Here is a 19117-nt window from a genome sequence, read left to right as displayed (position 1 = left end):
CTCACTTCTCCTCGAGCTCGGCGAGGTCGAAGACCTCGTCCGCGGGGGGCTCCTCCACGTGGAACTCCTTGTCGAAGTCGGAGAACCGGAGCTCGCCGGAGCTGCCCTGGGTCCACTTGAGGATCCGGTGGGGCTCCGAGGCGAGGACGTACGTCCGGCTCTCGGTCTCACCGTGGGTGACGTCGAGGCGCACGGTCGGGCTGCCGTCGGCCATCGCCGGGCCGATCGCCTGGGCCTCCGCCTCGGGCGGGACCATCTGGGCGGTGAGGCTGTCGATGCTGCAGAAGGCGCGCAGGCTGGCCAGCTCGCCGTCGAGCGCGACCCACTTCTCGCCGACGCGCTTGGCGATGCGCTCGCCCTCGCCCTTGGCCGGAGCGATGGACTTCCAGAACGCCTCGTCGCCCTGATACCAGGCCGAGCCGCCGATGGAGCGCAGCGAGATCTCGCCGTCACCGATGCCGACGGTGCCCACGCAGGTGTCCTTGGCCGAGACGTCGAGATCGATGAGGATCTTGGTGCCCTTCGGGTCGAGCACTTCCCCCTCGACATGGACCGTGTCGATGTCGTGCATCGCGGACCGCGCCTGCTCGGCGATGTGGTTGCCGGGCTCCCTCGCGTACTCCCGCGCCTGGGACAGAGTCCCGTCGTCGTCGCCACAGCCGGCGAGAGCGCTGGTCAGCGCGATGATGAGGGCGGTCGCGGGAAGCGCATGGCGAAACACGCGGCCTATCGTGGCAGAAGTCGTCATGGGATCAACGCAAGGTGCCCTGTACGTCGGCGACCCACGCCGGCACCAGCTTGCCGGCCGGCCCCTGGCGGGCGTCGTCGAAGAGGTAGGTGGTCTCGGACGGGTCGAGGTTGAGCTCGAGCGTCTTGGCACCGGCGAGAGCGGCCATGCGTACGAAGCCGGCGGCCGGATACACAGCGCCGCTGGTGCCGATGGCGACGAAGAGATCGGCCTCGGAGAGCGCCCGCTCGATCAGGTCGAGGGCGTAGGGCATCTCGCCGAACCACACCACGTCCGGCCGCAGGGTGTCGTTGCCGCAGGCCGGGCAGGTCGGGGCGTCGCCGAGGTCGTCGTCCCAGGCGAACCGGCCCTGGCACGAGTCGCAGAGCGCCGAGAGCAGCTCGCCGTGCATGTGCACGACCCGACTCGACCCGGCACGTTCGTGCAGGTCATCGACGTTCTGGGTGACCACCAGCAGCCCGTCGCCAAGGAGCTGCTCGAGACGGGCCAGCGCGATGTGGGCGGCGTTGGGTTTCACCGTACGCAGCTCCCGCCGGCGGTCGTCGTAGAACTTGTGGACCACCTCCGGGTCGCGGCGGAACGCCTCGGGGGTGGCCACGTCGTTCACGTGATGCCCCTGCCAGAGACCGTCGGCGTCGCGGAAGGTCGCGAGGCCGCTCTCGGCCGAGATTCCGGCCCCGGTGAGCACGACAACTTTCACAAGGATTCAGGCTAGCGACGTTGACGAGACATTCGCTGCCCCAAAGCGTCATCTTGGTCACTCGATCGGCATTTGTAACACAATCAGGAGAGCGTGATCGGTGAACGACCGATCGTGAACAGCTCCTCGTTCGGCGCGGCGGCTCCGCAGCAACCGCCTTCCTCGGCACCTTCGGGGTCGTCGAAGCGATGTATCGAGCTTGTCGAGATGACCCCGGCGCCGCCACAGACCCCGGTGTCGGGGAGCTCGAGCTCGACTCGCGCCGCCGCGTCGTGGTCACCGGCGAGCGCGGCCACCACGCTGCGTACCTGCTCGTAGCCGGTCATCGCCAGGAAGGTCGGCGCCCGTCCGTAGGACTTCATCCCGACCAGGTAGAGGTCGGGCTCGGGCTGGGCGAGGTCCTTGGCACCGGTCGCGCTGACCGAGCCGCAGGAGTGCAGGTTGGGGTCGATCTGGACCGCGATGTTGCGCGGCGCCTCCAGCGTCGGGTCGAGATCGAGGCGCATCTCGCTCAGGAAGCTCGTGTCCGGGCGGTATCCGGTCAGCACGACCACCTGGTCGGCCTCGATCACGCGGCCGTCCTCGGCTTCGACTCTCGCTCCGTCGATCTTGGCCGTACGGAAGCCCGTCACCAGCTCGACCGTGCCGTCCTGGACAGCCCTCTTGGCGCGTACGCCGAGGGCACCCCGCTCCGGGAGCTCGTCGCCCTCGCCGCCACCGAAGGTGTTCGTCGACACCGCGCGACGGATCGCCCAGGTGATCCTCGATCCCGGGTGCGCCTTGGCGATGGCGGTGAGCTCGTGAACGGCGTTGAACGCGGAGTCACCGGCGCCGATCACGACCGTGTGCCGGGCTGCGTACGCATCGGGGACGGCACGGTCCGGGACTGCGTAGCCGACCTTGCCGACGGCGTGCGCGGCACGCTCGCCGAGTGCCGGAAGGCCGTCGGCGCCGGCCGGGCTGGGCGAGCGCCAGGTGCCGGAGGCATCGATGACCGCTCGCGCCTCGAGGCGCTCATCTCGACAAGCTCGATACATCGCCTCGGTGCCGTCTGCGCCGCTCACGTGCAGGACGAACGGCTGCTCGGCGCGGTCGGCGTCGACGAGGCGGTCACGGCCCTTGCGGGAGACGCCGGTGACGGTCGCGCCGTAGCGGACATGGTCGCCGAGAGCCTCGGCGAGCGGGACGAGGTAGCGCTCGCGCCACTGTGCGCCGGTGGGGTATCCCTTCTCGGGCGCCTCCCAGCCGGTCGGCTCGAGAAGCCGGACGGCGGCCTTGTCGACGAGCTCGGGCCAGGCCGAGAAGAGGCGTACGTGGCCCCACTCCGCGACGGCCGCGGCAGGCTCGCTCCCCTGCTCGAGAACCAGAGGCGTGAGACCGCGCTCGAGAAGGTGGGCCGCGGCGGCGAGCCCCTGGGGCCCGGCGCCGATGACGGCTACTGGAAGGTCGGTCATGATGCTCCTCGGATTCGACCAGGACAGATTCAAGAACGTCGATATGACAGCGACCCTAGGCGACATATCGACGTTCGTCAATATCATTCGCTAGACTTGCCGCCATGACCACTCTTCCCGTGCTTCCGTCCGCCGCCGTCGCGTGCTGCTCGCCGGTGACCGCGGGAGTTCTCGATGCCGATCAGGCCGAAGCGCTGGCGCGGATATTCAAGGCGCTCGGTGACCCCACCCGGGTCAAGCTGCTCTCGATCATCGCGGCCTCGGAGGGCCAGGAGGCGTGCGTCTGCGACCTCACCGAGCCGGTGAACCTCTCCCAGCCGACCGTCTCCCACCACATGAAGCTGCTGACGGAGGCCGGACTGGTCGCCCGCGAGCAGCGCGGCAGGTGGGCGTACTTCTCCATCGTCCCCGGCGTCCTCGACTCACTCGCCGGCGCCCTCACCTCGCCCGCATAGCATCTGCGAACGCCCTTCCGAAGGGTATGGACTTTTACTGTAAAGGCCCCTTACTGTAATTCGGGTTCCTACAGTCCCCCACTCGGGAGGTCCCATGCTGACCAGACGATCTGTACTCGCCGCCACCTCTGCCGCCTTCGCCGTGCCCCTTCTCGGCGGCACCCAATGGCAGGCCCAAGCCATGCGCCCGCCGCGACTCGGCGCTCAGGCCACGATCCAGCTCCGCTTCGTCAACCAGACCGGGGCGTACGACAACTCCTCGATCAACTTCTACATCGTCGGCACCAACCTCGCGACGGGCGAGCAGTCCCGGGTCACGCCGGAGGGGACGCTCGTGCCCGTCGCCCTCTCCGACAACGGTCCCGACGGCTATGCCGACTACTCGATCCCGTTCTCGGGGAGCGGCGACACGGCCTCCCAGATCCCCGCCGACATGTCGGGCCGGATCTACTTCTCGCTCGGCGAGAAGCTGAAGTTCAAGGTCAACGAGGGCAACGCGCTCGCCTACCCGGCTGCCTGGGTGGAGGCGGACCCGAGCTACGGCGTGCTGCACGACTGCGTCGAGTTCACGTACAAGAGCGGCCGCATCTACTGCAACACCACGAACGTCGACATGTTCAGCGTCCCGCTCTCGATCGCGTTGACCGGCGAGGAGTCGCCCACCACCGGCACCCTCGTGGAGGGCGGCCGCGCGAAGATCTTCGACGCGATCTCCGCTTCCCCCGACTTCGGCTCGCTGGTGGTCGACGACCGCCGGATCATCGCACCGGGCCATGGCCTGGACACGGGGCGGTTCTCCGGATCGTTCTTCGACTCCTACATCGATCAGGTGTGGTCGAAGTACGCCGGCGAGGACATGGTCGTCAACGCCAACAACACCACCTTCACCGGCCGGGTCAGCGGCGACCAGTTCGTCTTCGACGGCGGCGTCAAGGCGTTCAGCCGGCCCTCGACCCGCGACGTGCTCTTCTGCGACGGCGCGCTGGCCGCACCCAACGACGGCATCACCGGTCCGGTCGCCGCCGTGCTCGGCGCCGGCTTCAACCGGACGACGCTGCTCGCCTCGGCCAACCAGCCCACCGACGACCCGGGCGGTTTCTACCAGGGCACGCCGTTCCATGCGTACTCCAAGGCGATGCACGACAACACGGTCGACGGGAAGGCCTACGGCTTCGCCTTCGACGACGTCGGCGGCTTCGCGTCGTACGTCGAGGACAACGCCTCCGAGATGGCGGTGACGCTGACTCCCTTCTGACGAGCACTCCACCGGGCCGGCCTCCCCTCATTCGGGGACTGTCGGTCCGGCTCGTCCACCACGCCACGAGGACTCGTACGGTCGCACCATGACGTACTTCGTCCTCGTGGCGTGGCTCGTCCAGGCGACCGTGGGGGTCCTCCTGCTGACGGGCTGGTTCCGTCACGGCCGCTCTCGCTCGCGCGTGGTGATCACCCACGTCGCCCTGTCCGTCATCGGGCTCGCGCTGTGGGTGACGTACGTCCTCGGCGACCAGGTTCTCTACGCCTGGGGCGCCCTCGTGATGATCACGATCGGCAACGGCTTCGGCGACAACCTGCTCCTGCGGCGTGCCCGAGCCATGGGCGGACGCCATCTCTCGGTCGTCGATGCGTACGGCGTCGCTCTCCGCGCCATCTTCAGAGGCCGGCTACCCGCGTTCGTCGCCTTCCATGCCGTGTTCGCCGGGGTCGTCTACTTCACCGCTCTGGCCGCCTGCATCCTGGAGACCGTCGGGTAGCCGATCCGCCGGGGGCGCTACGGGAACCGTCGCGGTCCAGCCGGACTTCTCCGATCACAGGCGGGTCCGCGGCGAGGTGCTCGCGACGCCGTAATGACTCCAGGGGGTGGGATCTCCTCTGTCGGGTCAGCCCGTCCTGTTGACGACGACGAACGGGCAGGCGAAGGGGTCGCGGTCGCCGAGACCCACGCGGTTGAGGTGGCGGACGACGATGGCGTACGACTCCAGGATCCCGGCCTCGGTATAGGGGACGCCCTGCTCGGCGCAGTAGGCGCGGACCAGGGGCTGGGCGCGGCGCAGGCTGCTGCTCGGCATGCTGGGGAAGAGGTGGTGCTCGATCTGCAGGTTCAGGCCGCCCATGAGCCAGTCGACCCAGCGTCCGCCGCGGATGTTGCGGGAGGTCAGGACCTGGCGGGAGAGGAAGTCGATCCTGGTGTCGCGCGGGACCAGTGGCATGCCCTTGTGGTTGGGCGCGAAGCTGGCGCCCATGTAGACGCCGAAGACGGCCAGCTGCAGGCCGAGGAACGCAGCGCCGAGGCCGGCTCCGAGAACCGAGAAGACCAGCACCGGCCAGCCGATCAGCCGCAGCGCCAGGAACGCTGCCTCCGTACTTCGGTGCTTGAGGTCGCGGTCGCCGATCACGGTGCGTACGGCGCCGACGTGGAGGTTGATGCCCTCGAGGGTCAGCAGCGGGAAGAAGAGCCATCCCTGGCGAGCGGTGAGCCACCGCTTCAGGCCGGTGCGCCGCTCGACGTCCTCGGGTGTGAACAGCAGGACCGAGGGGCGGATGTCCTCGTCCGCGTCGACCTTGTTCGGGTTGGCGTGGTGGCGGGTGTGCTTGCGCATCCACCAGCCGTAGCTGAGCCCGACGACCAGGTTGCCGAGGATGCGGGAGGCCCACTCGTTCTTCGGGCCCGAGGCGAAGATCTGACGGTGGGCGCCGTCGTGGGAGAGGAACGCGGTCTGGGTGAACAGGACCCCGAAGCCCGCCGCGACCAGCAGCTGCCACCAGGTCTGTCCGAGGGTGAGGATGGCGACCAGGGCGAGCGCGAAGCCGGTGCCGAGGACGATCACCCGCATGACGTACGCCCTCGGCGACCGCGCCAGCAGACCCTCCTGACGGACGCGACTCATCAGCTCGGTGTAGGCGTTGACCTGGCTCTGGGCCTGGCTCGGTGTCGTGGTCATCGAGCTCACCGGCCCAGGCGGCGCAGCCGCACCATCGCGAGCGGCAGGCAGACCGCGATGATGGCGACCGGCCAGAGGACGGCCGTGGTCATCGCGTGCTCGCCGATCCAGGTGGTCGCCGGGGCGGCCGTGTTACCGAAGAGGTCGCGGGTGGCGATGACGGTCGAGGTGAGCGGGTTCCAGGCGGCCACGCCGCCCAGCCAGCCCGGCATCAGGTCGGTGGGCACGATGGTGTCGGCGATCATGGCGAGCGGGAAGACGAGTGCGAAGTACTTCATCGCCGCCTCGGGGCCGCTGACCAGCAGTCCCAGCAGGATGCCGACCCAGGAGAAGGCCAGGCGCAGCACCACCAGCAGCCCGAGCGCGGCGAGGATCGCTCCGCCGTCGTGCGCCTGCCAGCCGAACAGCGTCCCGAGTCCCATCAGGATCCCCAGCTCGACCACGGCCAGGATCACGTCGGCGAGCGACCGCCCCGCCAGCACCGCGACCGGCGACATCGGCAGGGAGCGCATCCGGTCCAGCACCCCGCCGCGTACGTCCTCGGCGACCGAGATGGTCGTGTTGCCGATGCCGAAGGCCATGGTGAGTGCGAACAGCCCGGGCAGCAGGAACTCGCGATACTGCTCCCCCGGCACGTTCATCGCGACCCCGAAGGCGTCGCCGAAGACGAAGCCGAACATGGCCACGGCCATCACCGGGATCATCAGGGTCCCGAGCAGCTCGTCGGGGCGGCGTACGAGGTGGAGAAGGTGTCGCCGGGCCACGACCCAGGTGTCGACAGCCGCCCACGTGATGCGTGATCCGTGGACGTTCGCGACATCCGTCAGGCGTGTGGAGACATCCATCGGCCGGGTGGGGACATCCATCGGCACAGTCATCTCAGGCCCCCTCGGTCAGGAGCAGGAAGGCCTCGTCGAGGTCGCGGCCGCCGACGCTGGACTTGAGCTCGGCCGGCGACCCCTCGGCGACGACCTTCCCCTGGTCGACCATGGTGATCCGGGAGCAGAGGCGGTCGGCCTCCTCGAGGTACTGGGTGGTCAGCAGCACCGTCGTGCCCGAGTCGGCCAGCTCGCGGACCGCGTCCCAGACCTCGAGCCGGCTGCGCGGGTCGAGGCCGGTGGTCGGCTCGTCGAGGAAGAGCACCTGGGGGCTGCGGATGAGGCTGACGGCCAGGTCGAGCCGCCTCCGCATGCCCCCGGAGTAGCCCCGCACCGGGCGGTCGGCCGCGGCGACGAGGTCGAAGCGCTCCAGCAGCTCGCCCGAGCGCTGCCGCGCCTCCTTGGCTCGCATGCGGTAGAGGCGGGCGAACATCTCCAGGTTCTGGCGGCCGCTCAGCACCTCGTCGACGGCGGCATACTGCCCCGCGATGCCGATGCGCGCTCGCACGCCGGCCCGGTCGCGGGCGACGTTGCGGCCCGCGACCCAGGCCTGACCGGAGTCGAGGCGGGCAAGGGTGGCCAGGATGCGCACGGTGGTGGTCTTGCCCGCGCCGTTCGGGCCGAGCAGGCCGTGGACGGTACCGGCGGCGATGGCGAGGTCGATGCCGTCCAGGGCGGCGCCGCGACCGGGGTAGCTCTTGCGGAGCCCCTGGGTCCAGATGGCGGGTTCGTCGGTGATCATGCTGCTGTCTCCACTTCTTTGACGGGCAGAGTTCGGACGGGCTGGGCGGCCCTGGCGGCGCGGGCCGCTCGGGCGGGGACGCGATTGGCGGTGACGCCGGCCGGAGTCACCTCGTCGTAGCGGCCCAGGGCGATCCGGGCGACGTTGAGCAGCGACTGGCTGCCCTCGGTGTAGTAGCCGCAGTGGCCGGGGATGCCGCCGGTGCCGAAGCTGGTCGCGCCGAGCTCCGGGTGCAGCGGGTTGCGGCCCAGGCCGAGCCGGCCGAGGCGTACCTGCGGGATCAGGCGGATCCGGTCGGTCTCGCCATAACCGGCCCACAGCCGTGTGCCGGTGCCGAGCTCGGTGCGGTGCACAACGCCCATGCCCGGGCTGCCGAGCGCCACGCAGTCCTCGGCGCGAGCACTGGCGAGAGCGAGGCCGGCGACCGTGGACCCGTAGCTGTGGCCGATCAGAGTGATGTGGGCGTCCCGCGGCAGATAGTGGGTGAGGGCTGCCAGGTCGCTCGCGCCGGCATAGGCGGCGTCGTTGGTGATCGCGTTGTACCACTCCGGCGGTGCGTGGTAGCCGACCCAGACCACGACCGCGGACCGGGTCTCGGGTGCCAGGTCCCGCATCGTACGCAGCAGCAGCTGCCCGCGGGAGCGCGGACTTTGGGCTTCCTGGCTGGTGAAGTAGTTGCCGAGGTGGTGGCCGTTGCCGGGCACGACGACCGCGATGTGGTCGGCGGTCGCGGCGTCTCCGAAGACCTCCACGACGCGTGCTCCCCCGGGAGGGTCGCAGGCGAGCAGGCGGGGTCCGATGGTTCCGTCGGCCTCGTGGAGGCCGTATCTGAGCGGCGTCACTGTCATGGCCGTGACGTTAGGAACGCGGTTTACTTCCGCGCGTCACTCCCGGGAGCCATTCGACCCCCTACCGGGGTAGTCGGGGATGCCCCTTGGAACCAGACCCGATGCGACTCGTCGCTGGGATGGGCCGCACTGAAGTAAAGGTTTCGCTCTCGCCAAATCCATCTCGCCCTGGACGCCGAAACACGCCGTGGCGCGACTATGTGATCCAGATCACCACCATCAGACCGGGCCGCAGCTGGCCGTTCGGTGGCAGCGCCTGTCGAGTGGAAGGAACTGTCATGAGTGAACAGTCACGTCGCGGTTTCCTGGTGATCGCCGGGGCCGGGACAGCGGCAGCGGTCGGTGCGGTTGCCGTACCCAAGATCTTCGGTCCGGCGTCCGCCGATGCGGCGGCCGGCCTGGAGTCGGTCGACCTGGCGAACGCGGAGTCGTTCGTGGTGCACGTGAAGAACGTCAAGCAGGGCCAGCTGGCGATCATGGTCGGCGACCGCGAGGTCCTGGTGACCGATCGGGAGCTCGCCGCCCGCCTGGCCGGATCCGCGCGGACCGCCTGACCTGACCACGGGCCGGTGTACCGCGGCTCCCTTCGTACCTCATCTCATCGATCAGCACCTCTAGTGGAGGAACTTCATGTCGTCCCATCGCGAAGCACCGGAGATCTCGAAGGATCCGGTCGCCGACAACACCGATGTCTACGCGTTCGTCAGCCCGGACAAGCCGGACACGGTCACCCTCATCGCAAACTTCATCCCGTTCCAGAACCCGTACGGCGGGCCGAACTTCTACGAGTTCGGCGACGACGTGCTCTACCAGATCCACATCTCCAACGGCGGAGACGGTAAGACCGACATCAGCTACCAGTTCCGGTTCCGCGCCGAGATCCGGAACAAGAAGACCTTCCTCTACAACACCGGACCGATCACCTCGATCGAGGACGAGACCTGGAACCGTCCGCAGTACTACACGGTCACCCGAGTGGAGAAAGGCAGGTCCCGGACCCTGGCCCGCGACCTCACCGCACCGCCGGTCAACGTAGGCATCCGGAGCACGCCGGACTACGCCAAGCTCGCGAAAGAGGCGATCCACACCCTCGATGGCGGAGGCACGGTGTTCGCCGGGCAGCGCGCGGACGGCTTCTTCGCTGACCTGGGCAGCATCTTCGACCTCGGTACGCTGCGGCCGTTCCAGATGGCGCACCTGATCCCGTCGGCAGAAGCGGCCGGGGTCAACGGTCTGCAGGGCTCGAACGTGCACACGATCGCACTCCAGGTCCCGATCAGCGACCTGACCCGCAACGGCCGGGCCCCCAAGGACGTGATGGACCCGAAGGCGACCATCGGTGTCTGGGCGTCGGCCAGCCGGCAGCAGTCCAGGATCTTCGACGAGCTCCTCGGCATCTCCGTGTGGCACGGCCCGCACAAGCAGGTCTCGCGGCTGGGCAATCCCCTGTTCAACGAGGTCATCGTGCCGATGGCGGAAAAGGACAAGTGGAACAGCCGGCCGCCGTCGGAGGACAGCAAGTACGCCAAGTACGTGACCACGCCGGAGCTCGCCGGCCTGCTGCCCGTGCTCTACCCGGACGTGTTCCCGAACCTGGCGGCGTACAAGAAGCCGCGGGCGGACCTCGCAGCGATCCTGCTGACCGGGATCCCGGAGGGCGTAGTGCCGGGGTTCCAAAACTACACCGGGCCGGTCGAGTCCGACCTGCTCCGACTCAACGTCGCCGTTCCGCCGGCCAAGACACCGAATCCGCTCGGCCTCGTCGCCGGCGATGCCGCCGGGTTCCCCAACGGACGCCGGGTCTTCGACGACGTGGTCACTGTCGAGCTGCGAGCGGTCGCCGGGCTCACCATCCCGCTCGTCGACCCGAAGTTCACCCCCGACGACGCGACGAGCGCGATCAAGGACGGTACGTCGAACACGAACTCCGACTACCTGAAGGTGTTCCCGTACCTCGGTACGCCTGCCGGCGGATACCAGTCCAAGCCGGGCGTGCCGGCCGCGTCATGAACAAGGACGCGAACCTCCTCGAGAACCCCCATGCCGGGCAGGGGTCATCGGTGCTGCTGGACATCGGTGGCGACATCGGTGCCCTGGTCATCGAGATGCCGGCCGAGCTCGAAGGGCTGGAGATCGAGCTGCGCCCGACCGGCGGAGCCGTCCCGCCTGGGCCGGAGGATGCGAAGGGCCACAGCAACGATGAGCTCGATCACGGTCATCACCACGGGCTGCCGCACGTCGCTGTGGTGCCGCGACCGACGCCCGAGGGCGACACGGTCTACTCGGCTGTCTTCTACGAGGTCCCCGAGGGGCGCTACGAGCTGTACGTCCGACCGGACGGTCCGGTCCAGCTGACCGTGGACGTCAGCGGAGGGAAGGTCACCGACGCAACCTGGCCACGCTGACATGCATGACCCGGCCCGCACCATTGCGGGCCGGGTCGTCAGACGTGGGGCGCGACCAGGCCGCTCTCGTAGGCGAACACGACGGCCTGGGCCCGGTCACGCAGACCGAGCTTGCCCAGGATGCGGCTGACGTGGGTCTTCACGGTCTGCTCGGCCAGGAAGAGCTCGGCGGCGATCTCGCTGTTGGAGCTGCCGCGGGCGATGTTCTCCAGCACCTCACGCTCGCGCTCGGTGAGCTGCTTGAGCCGCGGGTCGGCGCGCCTCCTTCGCGGAGCGCGGGCGAACTGCGCGATCACCTGCCGGGTCACCGACGGCGAGAGCAGGGCCTCACCGGCATGGACCACGCGGATCGCGGAGGCGAGCTCGTCCGGGGAGGCGTCCTTGAGGAGGAACCCGCTGGCGCCCAGGCGCAGCGACTCGTGGACGTACTCATCGGCGTCGAACGTGGTCAGCATGATCACCTTGACGCCCGCGGTGGAGGGGTTGCCGGAGAGCTGGCGCAGTGTCTCGATCCCGTCCATCACCGGCATCCGGACGTCCATCAGAACCACGTCAGGGCTCGTACGCCGCACCACCTGCAACGCCTCGGAGCCGTCGGGCGCGGTGCCGACCACCTCGAGGTCGGGTTGGGTGTTGAGCAGCGCCACGAAGCCGGAACGCACCATCTCCTGGTCGTCCACGACCACGATCTTCACCGTCACAAGGTCTTCCTACCGCGTTTGCCGGGAGTGCGCACGGCAGTTTGGACCGGCAGCCGCGCCTCGACGACGAACTCGTCCCGGTCGGTCTCGTCCTGGTCGAGAGCGGCGATGGTGAGCACGCCACCGACGGCGCTGGCCCGTTCCCGCATGCCCATCACCCCGTGGCCGTCGGATGCTTCGGGGTCGGTCTCCTCGGCGCGCTGGAGCGCGTTGGCCACCCGCACCTCGAGCTCCTTCTTGCCCAGCGCCAGGTCGACCCGCACCGGCGCATCGGCCGCGTGACGGCGGGCGTTGCTGAGCGCCTCCTGGACGATCCGGTAGGTCGCGGCGCCCACCTCCGGAGCGACGTCCTTCGTCTCCGGGAGGTCTCCGTGGACCTCGACCCGCTGCCCGGTCGCGCGTGCCGACTCGAAGAGCTCGCTCAGCCCGTCGATGCCCGGGACCGGGACCCGGCCCGACTGTCCCGGCTCCGTACGCAGCACGTCGAGCACCCCGCGCATCTGCCGCAGCGCGGAGGCTGCCAGGTCGGCGATCTCGGCGAACTCCGCCTCGGCCGCCTCGCTGACCTCACCGACCCGGTGCGGAGCCGACCTGGCCTGCACGGTGATCAGCGACATGTTGTGGGCGATCACGTCGTGCAGCTCCCGGGCGATGCGGGCCTTCTCCTCCACGACCGAGCGGCGCTGGTGCTCCTCGGCACTGATCCGCTTCTCCTCGCGCAGCGCCTCGCGGCTCTCGGCCAGGCGTCCGACGGCGAGGCCGAGGGAGCCGACGAGCACGGAGAGCGCAGCGAAGAGGGCGACCGCGCCGATCGAGTCACCGAAGGTGTTCTTCCAGGCCAGCCCGACCACCGAGAGCACGACCCCGATCGCCAGCTGGACGACGAAGGTGCTCGCCGCGACGCGCCAACCGGCGACCAGCGTCAGCACCAGCAACACCACCAGCTGGGTGATGATCTGCGGCGGCACCGACAGCGGCCAGCCGGCGGCTCCCTGCGGCATGATCACCACCGCCTGCACAGTGAACGCGACCACCGACAGCCCGGCCGCCGGCATCGGCCGCCACATCGCCAGCGGCGCACTGGCCGCGTGGGCACCGGCCATCAGCAGCGCGAAACCCACCAGCACGTCGTGGTTGGTGACCAGCAACGGCGCCTGCACTGCCATCAGGACCGCAGCGACGAAGAACACCGCGGTCCGGCGCCGCCTGGGCCACGTGGAGAGCATGGCTTCGAGTCTTCCACAGGTGCCCTGAGGAGGCCCCGGTCTTATCCCGCCGCCATCAAGCCCGCTCGTTCGCCGCCGATCCGAGCGAGAAGAGCCAGGTGCGGTATTCGCGATAGCTGGCGCGAAGCTCGGCGGCGGGCCAGTCCTCCGGGCGCAGCTGGTCCGGCAGGGTCGGGTCGGTCATGAGGTGGCGTACTGATGCCACACATGCCGCGAACCGGGCCGTGGGATCGCCGGCCGACGCGATCGCACGGAGCAGCGAGTGGCCTCGGGCGCTCCAGCGGTCGAGGTCCCACAGCGAGCGAGCCAGGTCGGCAGCGTCCTCGATCGGCTCGGCGCGAAGTCGACGCACCTCCTCGGCCACCGCGGGGGGCCACGGCATCTCGAGGTTCGCGGGGCGCATCCAGACGCCCTCGCGAAGCTCGCCGAGGCGGAGCAGGGTGAGCTGCTCGCGGAGCGCAGCCCGTTGGGTCGCGGAGCGCCCGGTCCTCGTGACGACAGCGAGCTCCCACTCGCCGTTCCAGCTGGTGACCACCGGGTCGATCCGCTGCCGCTGAAGGCGACGCCGTTCCTGCAGCCGGTCGCTGAGCGAGTAAGGGCCACCTCCCTCCCGGGACACGTCGCCGGCGGCCGCCATCCGGGAGAGAGCGACCCGTGCGGTGGGCTCCGAGACGCCGACTGCGCGCGTCACCGCCAAGATGTCTCGATCGGGAAAGACCGACTCGTCGCTGGCGAGCATGAGCGTCAGGATCGCCGAGCGCGCGGAGACGGCGCTGGGCACACCAGAGGCGTGCTCCGAAGGCTCCATGACTCCTCCAGCGTGTGATCGACGACACTGATTGCACTATTTCTGCAGTTGTCTGAGAACTGTAGCGTGTTGGTGCATGGAACCAGGAGTGAACATGCCCGACCAGACTCTCGCAGGCCGCACCATGATCATGTCCGGCGGCAGCCGCGGCATCGGCCTGGCCATCGCGACCGCAGCCGCGCGCCAGGGCGCGAACGTGGTCCTCCTGGCCAAGACCGACAAGCCCGACCCCCGACTTCCCGGCACCGTCCACACCGCCGCGGCCGAGATCGAGGAAGCGGGCGGCCAAGCCCTCGCGGTCGTCGGCGACGTACGCGACGAGGCGTCGGTGGACGACGCGGTCGCCCGGGCCGTGGAGCGGTTCGGCGGGATCGACATCGTGGTCAACAACGCCTCGGCGATCGCGCTGGACCCGACGGCGACCCTGCCGATGAAGCGGTTCGACCTGATGACCCAGATCCAGTTGCGCGGGACCTACCTGCTGACCAGCAAGGCGCTGCCCCACCTGGTCAAGGGCACCAACCCGCACATCCTCTCACTCTCCCCGCCGCTCAACCTCGATCCGAAGTGGCTCGGCGCCCACCCGGCGTACACGCTGGCGAAGTACGGCATGAGCCTGCTCACCCTCGGCTGGGCTGAGGAGTACGCCGAGCACGGCGTCGCCGCGAACTGCCTGTGGCCCGAGACCATGATCGCCACCGCCGCGGTGCAGAACCTGCTCGGAGGCGACGATGTCATGGCCGTCTCCCGTACGCCCGAGATCGTCGCCGACGCCGCCGTCGAGATCCTCACCCGACCGGCGCGAGAGAGCACCGGCAACACCTTCCTCGACGTCGAGGTCCTTCGCGAGGCGGGCGTCACCGACCTGTCGCAGTACGGCGGGACCGGGGAGCTCGAGCTCGACATCTTCATCGACGGACCCGTCGGCCGGGCCTGACAGCAGCTACGAACCCGGGCGGTTGCCTCCGAAGGCGCCGTGCTCAGCCGCAGGCGGGTCGGCCCCATCGGCCCGTCACCGTCGGGCTCGAACCGGTTGACGTCGCCGCCCGCGACCGCCTTGAGATCGGCACCGGAGCAGAAGGTCCCGCCCTCGCCGTGGAGCACCGCCACAGCCACCTCCGGGTCGGCCTCGAAGCCACGGAACGCGTCGGCGAGCGCCTCCGCGGTCGCCCGGTTCACCGCGTTGCGTATGTCGGGACGGTTGATCCCGATCAGCCTGACCGGCCCGTCGGTGCGGACGGTGACCAGCTCCTCGTCCGGTGTCATTCGGGGAGGGCCCTCTCGATGATCGGAGCGAGGTCGAGGCCGGTGGGCAGCGTGCCGAAGGCTCCGCCCCAGTCGCGGCCCAGACGGGTGGCGCAGAACGCGTTGGCGACGGCGGCCGGTGCATGCCGCAGCAGCTGGGAGCCCTGGAAGACCAGCGCCATCTGCTCGACGATGCGGCGGGCGCGCAGCTGGATGTCGTCGAAGGAGGTGAGCTCCTTGCGCAACCGGTCGACGGCGTCGTCGTAGCGCTGGTCGGCGCCGGTGGCCAGATCGGCCTCGGCGAGGAACGCGTCGAGCGTGTCGGGCTCCTTGGCCATGGCCCGCAGCGCGTCGAGTGCGGCGACGTTGCCCGAGCCCTCCCAGATCGACATCAGGGGCATCTCCCGATAGACGCGGGCGATGTCGAAGTCCTCGATGTAGCCGTTCCCGCCGAGGCACTCCAACGCCTCGCCGACCGCCATCGGGGCGCGCTTGCACACGTAGTACTTCGTCACCGCGAGCGCGATCCGGCGCAACGCGGCCTCGCCCCCGTCGCCGCGGATCGCGCGGTCGTTGGCACCGGCCAGGCGCATCATCGCGGTGGTGGCGGCCTCGGACTCGATCTGCAGATCGGCCAGCACGTTGCGCATCGCCGGCTGGTCGATCAGCTGGTCGCCGAACGCGGAGCGGTGGCGAGCGTGGTGCGCTGCCGTCGTCAGCGCCGTCCGCATGCCAGCGGAGGAGCCGATCACACAGTCCAGGCGGGTCATGTTGACCATCTCCACGATGGTCTTGACGCCCTTGCCCTCCTCGCCGACGAGCCAGCCGACCGCGGCGTCGTACTCGATCTCGGAGGAGGCGTTGGACCTGTTGCCGAGCTTGTCCTTGAGCCGCATGAACCGCATCGCGTTGCGCTCGCCGCCGGACAGCACCCTCGGGACCAGGAAGCAGGTCACCCCGGCCGGGGTCTGCGCCAGCGTGAGGAACATGTCGCTCATCGGGGCGCTGGTGAACCACTTGTGGCCACGCAGGACATAGGTGCCGTCGGACTGCGCCGTCGCGGTGGTCGTGTTGGCGCGTACGTCGGAGCCGCCCTGCTTCTCGGTCATCGACATGCCGGCGATCAAGCCCCGTTTGGTCTCCGGGTCGCGTAGACCGACGTCGTACTCCCGGTTGGTCAGCAGCGGCTCGAACCGTGCCGCCAGCTCGGGGTTCGCGCGCAGGGCCGGGACGACGGCGTACGTCATCGAGATCGGGCAGCCGTGGCCGGCGTCGACGTTCCATGCGTAGAACTTGGCGGCGCGCGCGACGTGGGCGCCGGGCCGGTCGTCGGCCCAAGGGGCGGCGTGCAGGCCGTTCTCCACCGCGGTCTGCATGAGCTGGTGGTACGCCGGGACGTACTCGACCTCGTCGACCCGACGTCCGTTGCGGTCGTGGGTGTGCAGGCGCGGCGGCACCCGCTCAGCGAGCCTGCCCCACTCCTGCGCCTGCTCGGAGCCGGCCAGCCGCCCGAGCGCCTCGATCTCGGGAAGCGCCCAGCCGGCCCCCTCGCGCTCGATGCCCTCGAGCAGGGCCGGGTCGGCAGCGGTGTTGTGGCCCACCAGCGGCGGGACCTGGTTGAAGACCTCGTGCGTGTCGGACATGTCGCTATCCCCTTCTGGCCGACTCTGTCATGGCTACAGATATTACGTTCCACGTGTCACGTGTGTCTACAGTTGTAAGGTGTCCGACGGGGACCGCTTCGACGCGGCGGGTGTGGAAGGGTTGTTCCGTGGTGAGTACGTCGTCAGAGGTCGGGAGGCCGACTCTCTCGGTGCGTTCGGCCATTCTCAGCGTGCTTCTCGGCTGCTACCCCGACGCGATCGCCCCGGGCCGCCTGGTGGCCGCGGCCGGACACTTCGAGATGCGCGAGTCCGCCGTGCGGGCCGCGCTCACCCGCGGAGTCGCCTCCGGCGACCTGGAACGCACCGAGCACGGCTACCGCATCGGGACGAGGCTGCGCGCACGGCACGCCCGCCAGGCCGAGGCAGTCGCCCCGGATCCGCAACCGTGGGACGGCAGCTGGGAGACCGCATTCGTCGTGGCCGCCGCCCGAACGGCATCTGACCGCGCTGCACTGCGCGGCCTGCTGACGGAACACCGGCTGGCGGAGCTGCGCGAAGGCGTGTGGCTGCGGCCCGCCAACCTGAGCCGCACCCCGGCCTACCAGTCACACCCTGACCTGACCACCTGCGAATCACGCCACCCCGACCCGGCCCTGCTCGCCGGCCAGCTGTGGGACCTCGATGGATGGAGCGCCACCGCGCGGCGGCTGGTGAGCGAGCTCGAGAAGACCAAGAATCCGGTATCCCGCCTCACGGTCGCGGCGGCCCTGGTCCGCCATCTGCGCACCGACCCGATCCTCCCGCCGTCCTTGCTGCCCTCCGACTGGGCCGGCGACGAGCTGAGGACGGTCTATGCCGCCTACCAAGCAGAGCTGCGCAGCCTGGCGGAGCTGGGCTGAGCGACGCTCACCGACCGGAGGCGGAGCTGCGTCGGCTTGCGGCGTCGCGTCGACCAGCAACGATCGGCGAACGCGTGAGGTCTCAGCGATCGCTGCCACCCCGCACCGGTCAGGACGCGCCGGCGCCATCCCCCGCGATCGAACCGGCCACGGAGATCAGCGCCTCGACCTCACCCGCCAGAGCCGCCTCGGAGCCGACCTCGGAGCCGACCTCGGGCGGCATCGTCACCAGCGAGACGACCAGACGAGTGGTCCAGGCGATCGCCGGCCGAGCCGGGATCGCCGGCCAGCGACCCTCTCGCGCTCCCGCCTCGAGGATCGGCGCCAGCCGCGGCTCCGCGATGTCGAGCACGATCGGGAGAACGCGCGGCAGATAGCTCGCCATGATCTCCGGGTGCCGGGCGAGCACGGCCTGCAGCGCGGGGTGCTCGCGCGCGGTCCGGACCAGGTCGACGACCACGTCGACGTAGTCCTGCCGCGGCGAGGTCGTCGTACGTGCACGGACGGCGACGCCGTCGATGACGCGCTCCAGCTCGACGCGCATCAGGGAATCGTAGATGTCGTTGCGCTCCGGGAAGTGCCGGTAGAGCGTCGGCCGGGAGACCTGTGCCCGCTCGGCGATATTGGTGATCAGGCGCGGCCGCGGACCGCCTTCACTGAGCACCTGAGCAGCGGCGTCGAGAATCCGCTGCCGCAGGTCACGCGTGGCCATGCATCGCCCTTCATCCGGTCCGGCGGTTCATTATCCCTCATCTCGAGGGCCATCCGGAACGTTACATTTTCACGATTTTGTAGTTACACTATTCAATGTTTGTAACGATCAGGCTGGAGGAACCACGATTATCCACTCGACCATCGACCCCTTCGACATCCTCCGCGCCCGACTCACCGGCACCGACCGATTCCCCGACGCCAAGCTCGCCCTGGTCATCGAGGGCGGCGGCATGCGAGGGGTGATCTCCGCGGCGATGGCAGGCGTGCTCGAGGAGCTCGGTGCCCATCGGCACATCGACCTGTTCGTCGGGACCTCCGCCGGAGCGACCAACGCCGTAGCCGCGGCAGGCGGCAGCGTGCGACGGATGGCCGATGCGTACGTGGAGATCTTCTGCGACCGTCGCTTCGCCGACGGGCGACGCCTCCTTCGCGGCGCACCCGCCGTCGACACGCGGCTGATCACCGAGACGTCCGAAGAGCTCCTGGGCCTCTACGACGGGCTCCCGTCCGGCCCGACCGTCGGCATCGTCGCGACGGCGCTGGCCAGCGCTGCCGCCGAGGTCATCACCTCGTTCCCGAGCCGCCGGCACCTCGTGGACGCCCTGACCGCCTCCGGCGCCCTCCCGCTTGTCGGTGGACCTCCGACGTCCTATGACGACCGGCTCTGGACCGACGGTGGAGTGACAGAGGCCATCCCGGTCGCGAGCGCCGCCTCGCTGGGCGCGACCCACGCGATCGTGCTCGCCAC

The 19117-nt window shown here is 69.6% G+C and carries 21 protein-coding genes and 1 pseudogene; 9 read left to right on the top strand and 13 right to left on the bottom strand.

Features of this window, described 5'->3' with window-relative positions; all coding sequences use genetic code 11:
• Position 1 precedes the first annotated feature (1 nt).
• From ACRDPS_RS15525 to ACRDPS_RS15515, 3 genes are all read right to left on the bottom strand, one after another.
• Entirely contained in the window at positions 2-721 is a 720-nt protein-coding gene (locus tag ACRDPS_RS15525; protein ID WP_431502551.1) for a hypothetical protein, read from the bottom strand.
• A gap of 31 nt (positions 722-752) precedes the next feature.
• Positions 753-1448 carry an NAD-dependent deacylase gene (locus ACRDPS_RS15520; protein WP_431502550.1) on the bottom strand — a complete coding sequence of 232 codons (696 nt, stop codon included), beginning with the start codon at positions 1446-1448 and terminating at the stop codon, positions 753-755.
• 83 nt (positions 1449-1531) lie between these two features.
• The gene (locus ACRDPS_RS15515; RefSeq protein ID WP_431502549.1) at positions 1532-2902 is read right to left on the bottom strand and encodes an NAD(P)-binding domain-containing protein; all 1371 of its coding nucleotides are present in this window, start codon (positions 2900-2902) and stop codon (positions 1532-1534) included.
• A 104-nt stretch (positions 2903-3006) separates the two neighbouring features.
• Between ACRDPS_RS15515 and ACRDPS_RS15510 the strand changes: the two genes are divergently transcribed.
• The 3 genes from ACRDPS_RS15510 to ACRDPS_RS15500 all read left to right on the top strand — a co-directional run bounded on the left by ACRDPS_RS15510 (position 3007) and on the right by ACRDPS_RS15500 (position 5111).
• A complete protein-coding gene (locus tag ACRDPS_RS15510) occupies positions 3007-3357 on the top strand; it encodes an ArsR/SmtB family transcription factor (protein WP_431502548.1) in 351 nt (116 codons plus the stop codon).
• A 94-nt stretch (positions 3358-3451) separates the two neighbouring features.
• Positions 3452-4612: a beta-1,3-glucanase family protein gene (locus ACRDPS_RS15505; protein ID WP_431502547.1), complete on the top strand. Its 1161-nt coding sequence runs from the start codon at positions 3452-3454 to the stop codon at positions 4610-4612.
• Between the two features lie 88 nt (positions 4613-4700).
• A complete protein-coding gene (locus ACRDPS_RS15500) occupies positions 4701-5111 on the top strand; it encodes a hypothetical protein (protein ID WP_431502546.1) in 411 nt (136 codons plus the stop codon).
• A gap of 126 nt (positions 5112-5237) precedes the next feature.
• Here ACRDPS_RS15500 and ACRDPS_RS15495 read toward each other — a convergent pair whose 3' ends face one another.
• Genes ACRDPS_RS15495 through ACRDPS_RS15480 form a run of 4 tightly spaced genes read right to left on the bottom strand, consistent with a single transcriptional unit; the run spans position 5238 to position 8767 of the window.
• Complete coding sequence (locus tag ACRDPS_RS15495; protein WP_431502545.1) at positions 5238-6299, bottom strand: fatty acid desaturase family protein; 1062 nt, start codon at positions 6297-6299, stop codon at positions 5238-5240.
• Between the two features lie 5 nt (positions 6300-6304).
• A complete protein-coding gene (locus ACRDPS_RS15490) occupies positions 6305-7177 on the bottom strand; it encodes an ABC transporter permease (RefSeq protein WP_431502544.1) in 873 nt (290 codons plus the stop codon).
• Position 7178: 1 nt separating this feature from the next.
• Positions 7179-7919, bottom strand: a complete 741-nt coding sequence (locus ACRDPS_RS15485) for an ABC transporter ATP-binding protein (RefSeq protein ID WP_431502543.1) — start codon at positions 7917-7919, stop codon at positions 7179-7181.
• Positions 7916-8767: an alpha/beta hydrolase gene (locus ACRDPS_RS15480; RefSeq protein WP_431502542.1), complete on the bottom strand. Its 852-nt coding sequence runs from the start codon at positions 8765-8767 to the stop codon at positions 7916-7918. Before ACRDPS_RS15480 ends, ACRDPS_RS15485 begins: the two co-directional genes overlap by 4 nt.
• 278 nt (positions 8768-9045) lie before the next feature.
• Here ACRDPS_RS15480 and ACRDPS_RS15475 point away from each other — a divergent pair, with 278 nt between their 5' ends.
• From ACRDPS_RS15475 to ACRDPS_RS15465, 3 genes are all read left to right on the top strand, one after another.
• Positions 9046-9321 (top strand): hypothetical protein, encoded by a 276-nt coding sequence (locus ACRDPS_RS15475; RefSeq protein WP_431502541.1) that lies wholly within the window; start codon positions 9046-9048, stop codon positions 9319-9321.
• A 76-nt stretch (positions 9322-9397) separates the two neighbouring features.
• A complete protein-coding gene (locus ACRDPS_RS15470) occupies positions 9398-10777 on the top strand; it encodes a DUF4331 domain-containing protein (protein WP_431502540.1) in 1380 nt (459 codons plus the stop codon).
• Positions 10774-11172, top strand: coding sequence for a hypothetical protein (locus ACRDPS_RS15465; RefSeq protein WP_431502539.1), 399 nt, complete (start codon positions 10774-10776; stop codon positions 11170-11172). Before ACRDPS_RS15470 ends, ACRDPS_RS15465 begins: the two co-directional genes overlap by 4 nt.
• 38 nt (positions 11173-11210) lie before the next feature.
• Here ACRDPS_RS15465 and ACRDPS_RS15460 read toward each other — a convergent pair whose 3' ends face one another.
• Genes ACRDPS_RS15460 through ACRDPS_RS15450 form a run of 3 tightly spaced genes read right to left on the bottom strand, consistent with a single transcriptional unit; the run spans position 11211 to position 13907 of the window.
• Positions 11211-11873, bottom strand: a complete 663-nt coding sequence (locus tag ACRDPS_RS15460) for a response regulator (RefSeq protein WP_431502538.1) — start codon at positions 11871-11873, stop codon at positions 11211-11213.
• Positions 11870-13099, bottom strand: coding sequence for a sensor histidine kinase (locus ACRDPS_RS15455; RefSeq protein ID WP_431502537.1), 1230 nt, complete (start codon positions 13097-13099; stop codon positions 11870-11872). Before ACRDPS_RS15455 ends, ACRDPS_RS15460 begins: the two co-directional genes overlap by 4 nt.
• A gap of 55 nt (positions 13100-13154) precedes the next feature.
• Positions 13155-13907, bottom strand: a complete 753-nt coding sequence (locus tag ACRDPS_RS15450; protein ID WP_431502536.1) for a PaaX family transcriptional regulator C-terminal domain-containing protein — start codon at positions 13905-13907, stop codon at positions 13155-13157.
• 94 nt (positions 13908-14001) lie between these two features.
• Between ACRDPS_RS15450 and ACRDPS_RS15445 the strand changes: the two genes are divergently transcribed.
• Positions 14002-14844, top strand: coding sequence for an SDR family oxidoreductase (locus ACRDPS_RS15445; protein ID WP_431502535.1), 843 nt, complete (start codon positions 14002-14004; stop codon positions 14842-14844).
• A 113-nt stretch (positions 14845-14957) separates the two neighbouring features.
• On the opposite strand, the pseudogene ACRDPS_RS15440 reads toward ACRDPS_RS15445, so the two are convergent.
• Together ACRDPS_RS15440 and ACRDPS_RS15435 are read right to left on the bottom strand one after the other, a co-directional pair.
• A pseudogene (locus ACRDPS_RS15440) lies at positions 14958-15173 on the bottom strand (enoyl-CoA hydratase-related protein); the annotation flags it as partial.
• Positions 15170-16795, bottom strand: coding sequence for an acyl-CoA dehydrogenase family protein (locus ACRDPS_RS15435; protein ID WP_431502534.1), 1626 nt, complete (start codon positions 16793-16795; stop codon positions 15170-15172). The gene ACRDPS_RS15435 and the pseudogene ACRDPS_RS15440, both read right to left, overlap by 4 nt.
• A 170-nt stretch (positions 16796-16965) precedes the next feature.
• On the opposite strand from ACRDPS_RS15435, the gene ACRDPS_RS15430 reads away from it, so the two are divergent.
• Complete coding sequence (locus ACRDPS_RS15430) at positions 16966-17655, top strand: PaaX family transcriptional regulator C-terminal domain-containing protein (RefSeq protein WP_431502533.1); 690 nt, start codon at positions 16966-16968, stop codon at positions 17653-17655.
• Between the two features lie 109 nt (positions 17656-17764).
• On the opposite strand, the gene ACRDPS_RS15425 is transcribed toward ACRDPS_RS15430, so the two are convergent.
• Positions 17765-18367, bottom strand: coding sequence for a TetR/AcrR family transcriptional regulator (locus ACRDPS_RS15425; RefSeq protein ID WP_431502532.1), 603 nt, complete (start codon positions 18365-18367; stop codon positions 17765-17767).
• A gap of 232 nt (positions 18368-18599) precedes the next feature.
• Between ACRDPS_RS15425 and ACRDPS_RS15420 the strand changes: the two genes are divergently transcribed.
• Positions 18600-19117 (top strand): patatin-like phospholipase family protein (locus tag ACRDPS_RS15420; protein WP_431502531.1); only part of this gene is annotated, 518 nt, incomplete at its 3' end.

The sequence above is a fragment of the Nocardioides sp. genome (genome assembly GCF_050699375.1).
GTDB lineage: Bacteria > Actinomycetota > Actinomycetes > Propionibacteriales > Nocardioidaceae > Nocardioides.
This window is presented reverse-complemented; position numbering and strand designations above follow the sequence as displayed.